At 40.8% G+C, this 13573-nt stretch carries 11 protein-coding genes; all 11 read right to left on the minus strand.

The window, feature by feature from the left end:
- Positions 1 to 271 precede the first annotated feature (271 nt).
- Positions 272 to 1048, minus strand: a complete 777-nt coding sequence (locus ACFO3G_RS08515) for an enoyl-CoA hydratase-related protein (RefSeq protein WP_380079902.1) — start codon at positions 1046 to 1048, stop codon at positions 272 to 274.
- A 12-nt stretch (positions 1049 to 1060) separates the two neighbouring features.
- A complete protein-coding gene (locus tag ACFO3G_RS08520; protein WP_380079940.1) occupies positions 1061 to 2077 on the minus strand; it encodes an electron transfer flavoprotein subunit alpha/FixB family protein in 1017 nt (338 codons plus the stop codon).
- 18 nt (positions 2078 to 2095) lie between these two features.
- Entirely contained in the window at positions 2096 to 2887 is a 792-nt protein-coding gene (locus ACFO3G_RS08525) for an electron transfer flavoprotein subunit beta/FixA family protein (protein ID WP_380079904.1), read from the minus strand.
- Positions 2888 to 2900: 13 nt separating this feature from the next.
- The gene (locus tag ACFO3G_RS08530) at positions 2901 to 4040 is read right to left on the minus strand and encodes an acyl-CoA dehydrogenase (RefSeq protein WP_380079906.1); all 1140 of its coding nucleotides are present in this window, start codon (positions 4038 to 4040) and stop codon (positions 2901 to 2903) included.
- Between the two features lie 38 nt (positions 4041 to 4078).
- On the minus strand, positions 4079 to 4744 hold the full coding sequence (locus tag ACFO3G_RS08535) for a 3-oxoacid CoA-transferase subunit B (RefSeq protein ID WP_380079908.1): 666 nt from the start codon (positions 4742 to 4744) through the stop codon (positions 4079 to 4081).
- Positions 4745 to 4775: 31 nt separating this feature from the next.
- Positions 4776 to 5582, minus strand: coding sequence for a lysine 5,6-aminomutase subunit beta (gene kamE, locus ACFO3G_RS08540; RefSeq protein WP_380079910.1), 807 nt, complete (start codon positions 5580 to 5582; stop codon positions 4776 to 4778).
- Positions 5579 to 7150: a lysine 5,6-aminomutase subunit alpha gene (gene kamD, locus ACFO3G_RS08545; RefSeq protein ID WP_380079912.1), complete on the minus strand. Its 1572-nt coding sequence runs from the start codon at positions 7148 to 7150 to the stop codon at positions 5579 to 5581. The genes kamE and kamD overlap by 4 nt, the downstream gene beginning before the upstream one ends.
- Before the next feature lie 5 nt (positions 7151 to 7155).
- Positions 7156 to 8538 carry a lysine 5,6-aminomutase reactivase ATPase KamC gene (gene kamC, locus ACFO3G_RS08550; protein WP_380079914.1) on the minus strand — a complete coding sequence of 461 codons (1383 nt, stop codon included), beginning with the start codon at positions 8536 to 8538 and terminating at the stop codon, positions 7156 to 7158.
- Positions 8535 to 9545: a lysine 5,6-aminomutase reactivase subunit KamB gene (gene kamB / locus ACFO3G_RS08555; RefSeq protein WP_380079916.1), complete on the minus strand. Its 1011-nt coding sequence runs from the start codon at positions 9543 to 9545 to the stop codon at positions 8535 to 8537. The genes kamC and kamB overlap by 4 nt, the downstream gene beginning before the upstream one ends.
- Before the next feature lie 449 nt (positions 9546 to 9994).
- On the minus strand, positions 9995 to 11161 hold the full coding sequence (locus ACFO3G_RS08560) for a hypothetical protein (RefSeq protein ID WP_380079918.1): 1167 nt from the start codon (positions 11159 to 11161) through the stop codon (positions 9995 to 9997).
- Complete coding sequence (locus ACFO3G_RS08565; RefSeq protein WP_380079920.1) at positions 11148 to 13325, minus strand: AAA family ATPase; 2178 nt, start codon at positions 13323 to 13325, stop codon at positions 11148 to 11150. Before ACFO3G_RS08565 ends, ACFO3G_RS08560 begins: the two co-directional genes overlap by 14 nt.
- Positions 13326 to 13573 lie beyond the last annotated feature (248 nt).

A 13573-nucleotide genomic window follows, 5' to 3' on the forward strand; every position in this document is an offset into this window, starting at 1 on the left:
AGTCCGTCTTTGCTTGTCAGTTGATTCGAAATAATTTCTTTAATTTGTGTGCGTGTAAGATCCATACTGTTTATCGTTTTATTTTTTCTTTTTCAAAGATAATTGTCTTGGGTCTTACACACTTTTTTGGGACAGTATCACAGTATCCACTAATAATACTCAATATCATCAGAGACCTCAAACAAGTATTCTCTTGATGAGTAAATACAAAAAAAGAGATGTGCTACGCTACGAGTAACACATCTCTTTTCTATTTAAAATATTGAACTTGTTAATCAAATTCGGGAGCTCTCTTCTCTAAGAAAGCTTTCATTCCTTCTTTTTGATCATTGTGAGCAAAGCAGAGAGAGAACAAGTTTTCCTCAATCATAATACCGGTATCGATATCTGACTGAAGACCTCTGTCTATAGCCTCCTTGGAAGCTCTAACCGCCGATCCACTCTTTGAAGCAATCTTCTTGGCCATCGCCATTGCTTCTTCCATAAGTGATTCCGGAGATACAACCTTGTTAACTAAACCAAACTTTAGCGCCTCTTCAGCTTTAACAATATCAGCTGTATAAATAAGCTCTTTTGCTTTGGCAGGACCAATCAATCTGGGCATACGCTGAGTACCTGAAAACCCGGGTGTGATACCAAGACCAACTTCGGGTTGTCCAAATTTAGCCTTCTCTGATGCAATACGAATATCACAAGCCATAGAAAGCTCACAACCTCCTCCAAGAGCAAAGCCATTGACTGCAGCGATAACCGGGATAGGCAAGGTCTCTATGTTTCTAAAAACCTTAGCTCCAAAGTCACCGTATGCTTTAGCCTCTGCTGCCGACATTGTACTCATTTCGCGGATATCAGCACCAGCTACAAAAGCTCGACCGGCACCCGTGATAATGAGAACTCTCAAGGATAAGTCCACTCTAACCTCGTTCACTGCTGCATTCAACTCTGTAAGAAGAGCTGAAGATAACGCATTCAGTGTTTCTTGATGATCAATCGTAAGGGTGGCAATTGCACCCTCACGATTTAATCTTATATGCTGATAATCCGACATTACAAGATCTCCTTATTTCTTTTCCTTTTCAGCTTGAGCCTTTTGGATCTTCGCTGTCAAAAGAGGAAGAATCTTGTGCAAGTCTCCTACAAGACCAAGGTCAGCTACCTGGAAAATAGGAGCATACTTATCCTTGTTGATTGCAATGATATAATCTGAGTCTTCCATACCTGCAAGGTGTTGGATAGCCCCTGAGATACCACATGCCATATAAATATCAGGACGGACTGTCTTACCAGTCTGACCAACTTGGCGTTCGTGTCCAATTAGACCTGCGTCTACCATAGCACGAGAAGAAGAAACCTCTGCATCCATGCAAAGAGCAAGAGCTTCCAACTTTTCGAAACCATCCTTAGAACCGACACCACGTCCACCGGAGATCAATACATTTGCTTCTGTAATATCAACCTTATTCTTAGCTTCAATTTCCTTCTTAACAAGCTTAACTGCAAACTTAGACTTATCGAATGGGATTGTTACTTCTTCTACTTCACCCTTACGATTTGTATCCTTTGCAGCCATTCTCATCACACCGGGACGAACTGTTGACATCTGTGGACGATGCTCCTTACTTACAATAGTAGCCATAAGGTTACCACCGAATGCAGGACGAGTCATCTGAAGATTTCTATCTTCTCCAATTTCAAGAGAAGTACAGTCAGCTGTCAAGCCGCACACCAAACGAGCTGAAAGTCTTGGACCAAGGTCACGACCAATAGTGGTAGCACCTACAAGAACAATCTCAGGCTTACGTTCTGTAATGAGATGATAAATAGCTTGTGCGTATGGTTCTGTAATGTAATCTTTCAATTCCGGGCAGTCAGCAACCAAAACCTTATCTGCACCATAAGCAATAAGGTCATTTGCCAACCCCTTGATACCTTCACCAAGAAGAACAGCTGTTACCTGCTCGTTGATGCTATCAGCCAATTCACGAGCCTTGCTGATCAACTCGAATGCAACATTTTGTACAACGCCGTCTCTTTGTTCGGCGAAGACCATGATTCCTTTATAGTCTGCTTTATTAATCATAATGAGATGGCAATATTAAATGATGAATTTATCTTTAAGTTTCTGGAAGATAAGTTCTGCTGCTTCTTCCGCTGTAAGATCTTCATGAAGAGTACCCATAGCTTTTGCACCCTTTGTGAAGGCCTTCTTTACACTTGTAGGAGAACCCTTAAGGCCAAGACGCTCGGGATCACAATCAAATGATGTGCTATCCCAGCTTTCAACCTCACGATCAAAAGCCTCCATAATACCGCGCATTCTCATATAACGTGGCTGATTGGCAGTAGCCAAAAGAGTCAACATACATGGAAGACCAACTTCCAAGATTTCGTGACCTTCTTCTGTGCTCTTACGAACAGTCATGATCTTTTTCGCTTCATCATACTTTGCTTCTTCAACATAAGTAATCTGTGGAAGATCAAGTTGCTCCGCTATCTGAGGACCAACCTGTGCTGTATCACCGTCAATAGCCTGACGACCTGCAAGAAGTACATCAAACTCCAAATTGCGAAGTGCCTGTGAAAGAGTATAGCTGGTTGCAAGTGTATCTGCACCACCAAATTTGCGGTCACTTACGATGATTGCACGATCAACACCCATTGCATAAGCTTCACGAAGAACAGCTTCTGCCTGAGGAGGACCCATAGTGATTACTGTGATGTGAGCACCGAACTCATCTTTTAGACGAAGAGCTTGCTCGAGAGCACCCTTGTCGTCTGGGTTCATGATACTTGGTACACCTTCGCGGATCAAAGTACCCTTTACCGGGTCCAACTTAATCTCCGTTGTATCAGGAACCTGCTTGATACATACTACTATCTTGAGCATAATGTGTGGCTTTTTACTTTAATAGGTTTGAACTGATCACCAGTCTTTGAACTTCACTGGTACCTTCATAAATCTCTGTAATCTTAGCGTCGCGCATCATACGCTCTACCGGATATTCACGAGTATATCCATAACCGCCGTGGAATTGAACTGCCTTTGTAGTCATTTCCATTGCTGTTTCAGCACAGAATAGCTTAGCCATTGCTGCATCAACAGTATAAGGAAGCTTTTCGTCCTTCTTCCATGATGCTTTGCGAACAAGCAAACGAGAGCAATTGATCTTTGCTTCCAAATCTGCGAGTTGGAACTGTGTATTCTGGAACTTAGCAAGTGATCTGCCAAACTGTTTACGTTCTTTGGTGTATTTGACTGTTTCATCCATAGCACCTTGTGCAATACCAAGTGCTTGTGATGCGATACCGATACGACCTCCATCGAGTGTCTTCATCGCGATCTTGAAACCGCCACCTACCTTACCAAGAAGATTCTCTTTAGGTACGATACAGTTTTCCATGATAAGTTCGCAAGTTGCAGAACCACGAATACCCATCTTAAGCTCTTTCTTACCAACGCTAAATCCGGGGAAATCCTTTTCAACGATAAAGGCTGTGATACCCTTTACGCCCTGGCTCTTGTCTGTCATCGCAAAGATGATATACACGTGAGCATATTCAGCATTCGTGATAAAGATCTTATTACCGTTAAGAACATAGTGGTCACCTTCTTCAACTGCAGTAGTCTGCTGAGCAGAAGCATCTGTACCCGCATTAGGTTCTGTAAGACCAAATGCACCAATCCATTCTCCTGAACATAGCTTGGGAAGATATTTCATCTTCTGCTCTTCAGTACCATGTTCGAAGATAGGAGCACAGCAGAGAGAAGTGTGAGCTGACACAACAACACCTGTTGTAGCACATACTCTACTTAGCTCTTCTACGCACATAGAATAGATTTGGTTTGTACCGCCTGCACCGCCATACTGTGTCGGGAACGGAATACCCATAAGGCCTATTTCAGCCATTTTCTTAACTGTCTCTAGTGGGAAGCGTTCTTGTTCGTCTATCTCAGCAGCCAAAGGTTTTACTTCCTTTTCTGCAAAAGCTCTGATCATCTCAAGGAACAGCTTCTCTTGGGGTGTTTGAGAAAAATTCATACTTGGTTTATAAATATGTGGTTGTATAATAGTATTTATTACTCTTGACGCATTGGCTTAAGATCTGGAGACCAAATCAAATTAGCCTCAGTAGCCGCAATAACGTCTTCTTTTGTAAACTCAGGATGCAATTCGGTTACGACCAAGCCTTCGCCCTTACGTACCTCTATAACACACATCTCTGTTACAATCATATCTACTTGACCGGCTGCAGTCAAAGGCAGAGTACATTTCTTCATGATCTTGACTTTACCTTTAGCTGTGTGTTCCATAGCAAGAATAACCTTACGAGTACCTACCAGAAGGTCCATAGCACCTCCCATACCGGGAGCCATCTTACCAGGGATCAACCAGTTAGCCAAGTCTCCATTTTCATCCACTTGCAATGCTCCTAAGACACTGATATCAACGTGTCCTCCACGGATAATTGCAAAACTTTCTGCACTGTCAAAAGTTGCTGCATGGTCATTTGCAGTGATAGGTCCACCACCGGCGTTAATCCAATTGGGATCTTCTTTACCTTCTTCCGGCTGAGGGCCCATACCAATCATACCATTCTCAGACTGAATCATCACATGAACGTCTGGTTTTAGAAAATTAGGGATCATAGTCGGGAGACCGATACCTAGATTGACAACATCACCGTCCTTTAGCTCCAAAGCTACACGCTTGGCGATGACCTCTCTAATCTGTTTCTTTTCCATTGTAATTAGGTGGTTTTATTGTTATTAATATTTACTTTTCTTCTTTCTTCGTTCCGTTGATGCGTCTGTCAAGCTCTTGAGCAATGAAAGATGCGACATCATCAGCATATGTATTTGCACCAAAGCCTGCATCATAGCCAAGCTCTTTAGCCAACTCATAGCTGATACGAGGTCCACCACAAGCCAAAATCATCTTATCACGCAGGCCTTCAGCCTCCATCATTTCGACAAGTTCGGTCAAGTTCTTGATGTGAACATCTTTTTGTGTAACGGTCTGTGATACAAGAAGAGCATCTGCATTAAGTTCGATACCTTTTGCGATAAACTCGTCATTAGGTACCTGACTTCCCAGGTTATGAGCCTCAATCATTTCATAACGTTCGAGACCAAATCGCCCGGCAAAGCCTTTCATATTCATAATGGCGTCAATACCAACAGTATGAGCGTCCGTACCTGTAGAAGCGCCAACTACTACGATTGGTCGTCCAAAGTGTTCTCGGATAAACTCATCTGTCTCTTCCATACTCCATTTAGTAGACTCCACTTTTGGCACATATATTGTGCTATAGTCAACTGTATGCTTTAAGCTTCCATAACAATTGAAGAATGTAAAGCCTTTTGCCAACTCCTTATAAAATACGACAGATGGATTTTCCAATCCCATCTTTTTCATAAGTTGCTTAGCTGCCTCTTCAGCTTCAGCACCTTCCGGCACCGGCAAAGTGAAACTAAGCTGCACTTTACCGTCATTCATTGTATCCCCGTATGGTTTAACCTTCGTCAGGTCAAGGGTCTGGTCGTAATCTTTTTTCTCTGTAGAATAAAGTCCTTCGCTCATAACTTACCATTCATATTAAAGGTCTTCATCAAATCAATTACAGGATTGTAGTAGTGTGCACCTTTAATAGACACACCGCTCAAACCTTTTCCTCCATCCTTAGGTCTCTTCACATCGGCAAAGATTCCCAATTCCAGTGCTGTAAACAAGCCTTCATCAACAAGTTCTTCCAATAATTTGATTGTCTTGTCAAGAACCTCTTTAGCACGACTTTGTATGATACCGTCTTTTTTAAACTCAACCTCATCACCTATATCGTGCATATTATTGAAGATATACTGTGCATTTTCGATTGAGAGATAACGGTCACTCATAAACGGAGTATGAATAGCCTCTGTAGGCATTCCAAGAAGTTGAAGCCCTTGATGAGACCAAATACCAATCATATTAAACAGGGCATCCTGAATATGTCCACGGAAAATATTACCGGTCATAAACTTCGTTGGAGGCATATACTTAAGTGGAGCCTTTGGGAATATTTCGCGAATCATAATAGCCTGAGACAACTCAAAAAGGAATCCATTCTTAAGTGTTGGATCCATCTCGAAGGCATGTCCCAGACCCATCTGTTCTTCGGGAAGTCCTGCACGCAGAGCGAATTGTTCGTTAATCAAGTCTGAAGCAAGCACCGTATGAGCCTCTTCTACTGCATCTGCAGTTGTCAGATAGTTATCTTCACCTGTATTGATGATAACTCCTGCAAATCCATTGATGACACGGCTCATATACTGGTCTACCAGCGTACGCTGCATGTTGATGTCACGGAAAAGGATACCATAGAGGGCATCATTTAGCATCACATCAAGACCTTCCAAAGCACCCATGACAGCAATTTCAGGCATACATAATCCTGAGCAGTAGTTACAAAGTCTGATATATCTACCAACTTCTTCACCAACTTCATCAAGAGCCTTACGCATGATACGGAAGTTTTCTTGTGTGGCAAAAGTACCACCAAAACCTTCTGTAGTAGCACCATAAGGCACATAGTCCAAGAGACTCTGTCCTGTCGTACGAATTACGGCAATAATATCTGCCCCTTGCCTTGCACCTGCTTGTGCTTGAACAACGTCCTCATAGATATTACCTGTTGCAACGATAATGTATAGGAATGGCTTACTTCCTTCACCAATATTTTTGATATAGTCTTCGCGTCGCTTTCTATTTGCAGCGATACGCTCCATACCTTTCTTGATATAGGGAGCCAAAATATCAGCTACCTCTTCTCTCGATCTGAATTCATAACTGGTCAGGTCCACTCCTTCGTTTACCACAGCCTCAGCGATTTCTTGCGGATTCTTACCGGTTGCAATCATCGCATTAGCCAAGAAAAACAGAGCACCATGCTCCAGCACCCCTTTATCCTTCAGGCTATCAACCACCCTATTAGGCAGGGGCACTTGATTTTCGTCAACATCATCAATACCAATAAGTCTGCAGAGTGTTCTCTCCACAGCCACTGTGGTATAACGATCTACAAAGCCTTGTACGCTATCTGCAATATTACCTGCAAGTTCCTTAGCGTAATCAACTTTGGCAAAATCAATACCTACTTTACTTGTTCTCATTCTTATTACTTGATATACTTAGTACTTCTTTCTATTAATTCGGGACACACTCCTAAGATTTGAGCAATACGAATGGCCTCATGCGGCACATCCTTAGTCTGAACCTCCTCCAAACTGTAATCAATACATTTATTCAGTTCATTCACATGCAAAGGTAATTTAACTCTTTCTTCTACGAAACCCTTCACCCTCAACCTTCTGCATTTTGCCGATATAGACCCGTAATGCGTTGTAATAACAGACAATGCGTTAGGATACGCACTCAAAAGTTCGACAAGGCCACTTACAATAGCCTGTCCTTCGACCGGGTTTGTTGTACGTGCCGGTTCATCAATAAGAGCCAATACCGACTTTCCTTGCGCCACTGTTTCACAAATACCGGACATCCTAAGCATTTCAGCCCCATATGAAGATAGTCCTTCCGTTTCGTCTTGAGCATCTCCGATACACAACATCACCTCTTCTACGGGATAGACTACGGCCTCATCTACGGGAAGGAAATAACCATACTGCGTCATTAGCTGAGCCACGGCAAGAGATCTAAGCAATACAGACTTTCCGGCCATATTAGCACCTGTCACCAATGCCACTCCGGAAGAAAGTTTCAAACTAACGGGTTGAAACCTTTGCCCCCTTGTCTTTAGAATTGCCTCAACCTGTGGGTGCCTTAAGTTTACAAAAGAAGATTTAGGATCTTTTGATATGGTTGGTCTCACATATCCTTTTATCAGGGTCAATTTTCCCTTGGCAATAATAAGGTCATAATGTCCCAAAAGGTTTAAAGCATCTTGCAGAGCCAATCCCATTGGTTCTAATTGTCGAGACAATCTTCTTTTGACTCGGTCTTCTACTTGAGAGATTTTAATCCAAAGTTCATCTCTTTCATCTCCCTCAGGCAAGTTTTTATGCTGTTTACGAAGCTCTGCAAGCTCTATATCATAGCAATCATAGACATAAAAAGTCGGGATTCTCTTACCTTCCGGGTCAAGAAGTTTTACGACAGACGACAAATCCGGTATCTCCTGAAGATTTTGCAAGGACTCTTTTCTAATCTTCTCAACTGCAGTTGCAATAAGAGCCAGGTTCTTTATTTCGAAGAGATCAATATCTGTCAAAGTAGCTTTTGTTCTTAGAGCTGTTACCGATCCGCCTACATCCTTAAGTTGCATCAGTCTCAGACACACCTCAGAAATAGCTTTGATCGTCTCTTTGTCTTTTAAGTAGTCAAGAATTATCTGCACCTCGTTCAATGCATTCTCAATCTCTTCAGCCGTAGTGATCATCTCACTATTGAGCATACACCTTCTACCGGCGGGAGATAATAGCTCCAGCTCTTCACTAAGGTAACGAATACCCTTTATCTCTTTTATGTGATCTCCGAACCTCATATTTGTCTTACATCATAAACAGGAATACCGAGTGCTTTCTGCAACTCTTCTTTGAGCTCATTCGAATTGAGCAAATACCCATCCGGGGATTGGGGATTTATAGTCAAGGCTATCAATTTAGTAGCAAACAGCACTTCCATTGCTGCCCCGGAATGCAGATATAAATCTACTGCTTTAGGCGAAGCGAATATTCGTGTAAAGTCCCTTACAATAAGTTTGGCTCCAAGCCCCTCTACCCTTAATTGCTCCAAGAGTTTATCATTGACAGCACCACTCACGTAGATTGTATCATATTGTTTGAGCAAAGCCAACTTTGACTTGGGGATCATCAGGGCCGTTTTGATATCCAAGTCATGGACAAACCCTTCCTTGTCAATTCCCCAGATACCTTGTTCTATAGGCAACAACCTCTCAACAAGGTCTTTGTTTTCTATGGCAGGGAGACATATCAACCGATACAAAGCCTTGGTCTGCCTTACCAAATCGGGAATATTGGCAGAAACAGCGGCTCCTGTAGCAAGAATCATGGACTCCGATACCGTAGGAGAAGCGAGACTCAACCTTGAGAGGGCACCATCTACAATTGTCAAATCTATCCCGGTCTGAGCTGTTCTTTCTATCAATCTTCTCAAGCCATCGGTTGAAGAGGGTCCGCTAATGAGCAATTTTCCTTCTTCCACCACCTTTGCAGTTATAAGTCGTCCCAGCGCAGTCCATTGATTATCAACATCAATAATTTCTGCTGTCAAACGCTTTTCAAGGAAATGCTTCTCGGACGTAACAAAATATTTACCCTCCGTAAGATTTATCTCCGGTTTATCTGTTTCTGTAACCTGGTCTCTCTTCTCTCCATCTATACCAATCGAGGTAAGACAGACCTTAAGATGTTTATAATCTCGATCAAGACGTTTTAGAACATAGTTTAGGCATTCTGTTTTGCCTGCATTCTTGGACATTCCAACAATAGACACTGATCTATTCTTCACCAATTGTTCTATAAATGGCATCTTGATAATTATTTTCTATTCCTTGACTACTCTACTTGCAAAGATACTACTAAAGTAGTCGCTATACAATGAATTGCAGATTATAATAACAACAATCAGTTCGGAATAAACACTCCCCTCTAAATCTAAAAATTAAGCATTTGACACAAAACGCCAAAATCGCTATACAAACGTAAGTCAAACGCAATCAACAAAAGACAATATAGGCTGTTGTCAGCCATAAAAACTAACACCAACACTTCTTCAGAAACAGACTCTTTTATTCGTATGAATTTGTATTAGACCGGTATACAAACATACGCATTGAGCTATTGTTATTGACATTTTCAAAACTAAAAACGCTCCATAAGATTTTTCAATCCTTTCGGAAAATCGAAGCAACAACTTTTCTAATTCCTCTAAACAAATTGGAATAAGCACCTTACTCCCCCATCAAGAAGCGGTTGTTTTTATCGTCTACCTGATCCAAATCTGGATAGATCTATTTTCCCAACGATCTTTATTCCCGCAACATCTTTGGCATCTCCCAATACAAAAGCCGGTTTTCGTGTGGCTTGTGGTCTTTTCTCTTCACAATAATAGGCACAAATACGATTTAATTTATCCACATTTCCCCGACTGTTAGTATTGTCATTCAAACGAGAATAGACAGACTGAGCATCGATCAATAAGTTAAGAAAAGAGTTGTCGGCCCATGCAATATGACTTTGCACAAATGGAAAGACGATTGATACATTCGTAGACTTACGGACGGTACCATTTCGCTTGAAAACATCAAAGCCATGTCCACAGCTCAGCCAAAGATTATTCGTCACAATCGATCTGTCATGAAATGCCCTTCTACAATTTGAAAAAATGGTCAGTGCAAACTGCAATTTGGGTCGTATCTTACTTATTGTAGATTTTATAAAAGCATATTGTTCATCCAAATTGTAACACTCACTGAATATAACAATCTGAAATACCTCTCCGGGTGTCAATGATTGAGGTAAAAGGTGGTCCATGATAGGCCTCAGATTATATTTGACCTTGTCCTCATAAGGGAATTTCCTTGTCGATGTTAGGATGTAATTATCAACTATCATCATTGTATTACAGACATTTATGGGAGGGAATAAACCTAAGAGGGGGGTCATAAAATCCCAACTTTCCGCATGCTCTGAGGGGAACGCCGTACCATTGTCACCAAACAAATGAAAACAATTCTTTGACAGCTCAACATTTATTACAATAACTCCAAAAAGCTCGGATAGCCTCTTACACTCTGAAGTTTGCAAATCAGCTAAAAATACGGCATTAAGGATTTCGTTATCGGTATCCCGTACACGCAACTCTTCAATCTTTGGAAATGCCTCTTTCTCAAACTGCAGGCCACACTCACCTCCCACAGCTTTTTTCCAAAGCATTGCAAGCCAAGGACTTTTTTCGCGTTCTGCCTGAAACTCTGCAGTAGAGATATCAATCACAAGATCGGACTTACAAATAAAGCTATACATAGACACCCAATTATCCATAAGTGAAATGCTATCATCACTTGGCTCAAGGATATCCGGCCTTGACGACAAAAAGTCTCTTAGAAATCGATACTCACAATAGACTCGCCTACGCCTTTTCATCTTGTTTAATCTTTATATTCAGCAAATCCATTGCCAAACGATCGGCTTCGTCAAAGAATCCCCTTCCGAAAGAATCACTCAAGCTTCCATCACGATTAATAGTAATATTCTTGACATGTGGAGTATAAGCCGGACGCATTGTTTTGTCTGCATCATAAACATAGACAAGAGCTATATCTTCACGATGAACATACTCTTTGGCCACAAGGGTCTGAAGCTTACGTATCAAATACTCACTATGGGTCTCGACAATAAAGTTTACATTAAATCGATCATAAGCATCTATAAAAAGATTGGCCAGCATAGACTGAAATCTTGGATGGAGATGTACCTCCGGTTCTTCAATTGCAATTGTGGCTGAAGAATATTCCAATTTACAATCTTCCTTATCCAGGAACTCAATCTTACCTAAGTAATATCTATCTGAAGCCACATTGGTCACTTTGGACTCTAAGATGGCGATTTCGATCCTCAATAGAAGAACGAACATTTGAGTAATACCATACCCTTGCTCGGACAAAAGAGTACCCTTTTTGTCCGATGGTGTCCTGTAAAGTCTAAGAGTAACACCAAGCCCCTCAGGATCGACATCGATAGAAATACGATCTCCAATCTCAAACTTCTTGATCCATTCATTAATAAAACTACCGGGATGATAATCTGCAGCTTTATTGAGGTTGCTCAAAAACTTGTGCTTGGCAGAGAAATATCTATTGAGAAGAATTGTAAAGTCATCAACAGCCTCTAAGGCATAAAGACGCTTGACACTCACAATAGAAGAACTGACATAAGAGATCTCCTGAGGCAATTCAAGAGTAAGAATATCCTCTTGAATCTTTACAATGTACCTCAAAAACATCTTAAACATCCGATGATGATAAACACGATGCCCAAAAATAGGATCTTCAGAGTAACTAAAGTATGGGCTCTCTTCATAGCCACATAATTTGTTAATCTGCATCAACACCTCATACAAAAGATCAAAATTGACACGATTATCTTTCATCTGCTTCATCGATTCTATCGTCTCATTCTGAAGTTGCTCCTGTATAAAGTCGACATACTGATCTACCTGGTCCGATTGGTCACCTTCAGAAAGAATTTTTGAGTAAGCAATCAGATAGCGTTGATTAAGATTCAATGTCTTTTCATCAAGCAGACGAGGACGCTCTTCCCTTGAAGCTGAAATAACCTGCTTGGATGTCGTGGATAAGAATTGCTGCTCCATCTTGATAAAAAAGTCCAAGAAGGTCTTACATTGTGAAGAGGCAAAATCTTCTAAAACTTTATCTAAGGCCAGTTTAAGTGATGGAGGCAATTTTTCACCTTTTAACAAGCGATCCAATTCACCCCGTATGTCTTTGCAACTGAGTTTTTTTAGATCATCCATGATAGGTATATAAAACAATGTCCCAATCAAAGCAGTCTTATCCATTATTTCAGGATGCCCCGAAGAAAACTCTCCTACCAAGGTACGATCACAATCATCTCGATTAAGACTCCATATAACATCTATCAATGCATCTTTGCCATAATTATCCTCATAGGATGCAATAAACTGATTCAAAGAGTCTATCTGTTCATTGATATAATCAGAGTCCGCATCAACCATTGATGAAGCCGATTGATAAGAGCGAAAACGCTCCAACAAAAATTCTCCGTATGCGAACCTTATAAAATTAGCTTTGATAAGATTCAGATTGACTTTATCATCCCCCTTCAAAGATGACGAATAGATCAATTCTCCATTCACCAAACTTAACGAGACTTTGTAAAGATATCCGTCGTTTAGATCATCATTCTCAACCTGGCCAAACTGCAAACTGATCAAAACATCCTCCCCAAGGAGGTGGGAATAGACTTGATATTCGAATGTTATCGTATTGTCTTCCGTATCACGATTGACAACACGAAGAAAATTGCCCAGTACATTATTAGGGTGCTTTGTAAAATCCAGATAGTAATTGGATAGATTGATTTTTCTTCCGGCCTCAACATCTTTGCGAATTCCATTTAAAAACCCCTCAAATAGAATCATCGATTTGACAAGAGAACTTTTTCCGGAGCTATTGCAACCTGTAAGAATAGTGATAGGTTTGACATCAATGGTAACTCCCTTCTCATCAAAAACTCTAAAATTCTTAACTGTATATTTATTATCCATACTATAAAATATTATACCAAGAAGCTACTCTGAGTTATTTCACAATTTGGTTGAAAAGAATATCAAGTTGACTGTAACAAATTACTTCTTAGTCTCGATTCTTAGGAACATATCCGGCTATGATACTGATAATCTGTATAAAACATTTTATTTCAGTCACACAAAGCCATTATTATTGCTAACAATATATTACCACTAAAGGTAACGAATTATAGATTACAAAGTCTCTGAAAATGGGAAGAAGCGAT

The sequence above is a fragment of the Falsiporphyromonas endometrii genome, from assembly GCF_042654485.1.
Taxonomy (GTDB): domain Bacteria; phylum Bacteroidota; class Bacteroidia; order Bacteroidales; family Porphyromonadaceae; genus Porphyromonas; species Porphyromonas endometrii.

Excerpts from the sequence above, each read along its gene's own strand:
- ACFO3G_RS08535 (WP_380079908.1), bottom strand. The coding sequence starts at position 4,744 with ATGGAAAAGAAACAGATTAGAGAGGTCATCGCCAAGCGTGTAGCTTTG.
- ACFO3G_RS08515 (WP_380079902.1), bottom strand. The coding sequence starts at position 1,048 with ATGTCGGATTATCAGCATATAAGATTAAATCGTGAGGGTGCAATTGCC.
- kamE (WP_380079910.1), bottom strand. The coding sequence starts at position 5,582 with ATGAGCGAAGGACTTTATTCTACAGAGAAAAAAGATTACGACCAGACC.
- ACFO3G_RS08565 (WP_380079920.1), bottom strand. The coding sequence starts at position 13,325 with ATGGATAATAAATATACAGTTAAGAATTTTAGAGTTTTTGATGAGAAG.
- kamC (WP_380079914.1), bottom strand. The coding sequence starts at position 8,538 with ATGAGGTTCGGAGATCACATAAAAGAGATAAAGGGTATTCGTTACCTT.
- ACFO3G_RS08560 (WP_380079918.1), bottom strand. The coding sequence starts at position 11,161 with ATGAAAAGGCGTAGGCGAGTCTATTGTGAGTATCGATTTCTAAGAGAC.
- kamD (WP_380079912.1), bottom strand. The coding sequence starts at position 7,150 with ATGAGAACAAGTAAAGTAGGTATTGATTTTGCCAAAGTTGATTACGCT.
- ACFO3G_RS08530 (WP_380079906.1), bottom strand. The coding sequence starts at position 4,040 with ATGAATTTTTCTCAAACACCCCAAGAGAAGCTGTTCCTTGAGATGATC.
- ACFO3G_RS08525 (WP_380079904.1), bottom strand. The coding sequence starts at position 2,887 with ATGCTCAAGATAGTAGTATGTATCAAGCAGGTTCCTGATACAACGGAG.
- kamB (WP_380079916.1), bottom strand. The coding sequence starts at position 9,545 with ATGCCATTTATAGAACAATTGGTGAAGAATAGATCAGTGTCTATTGTT.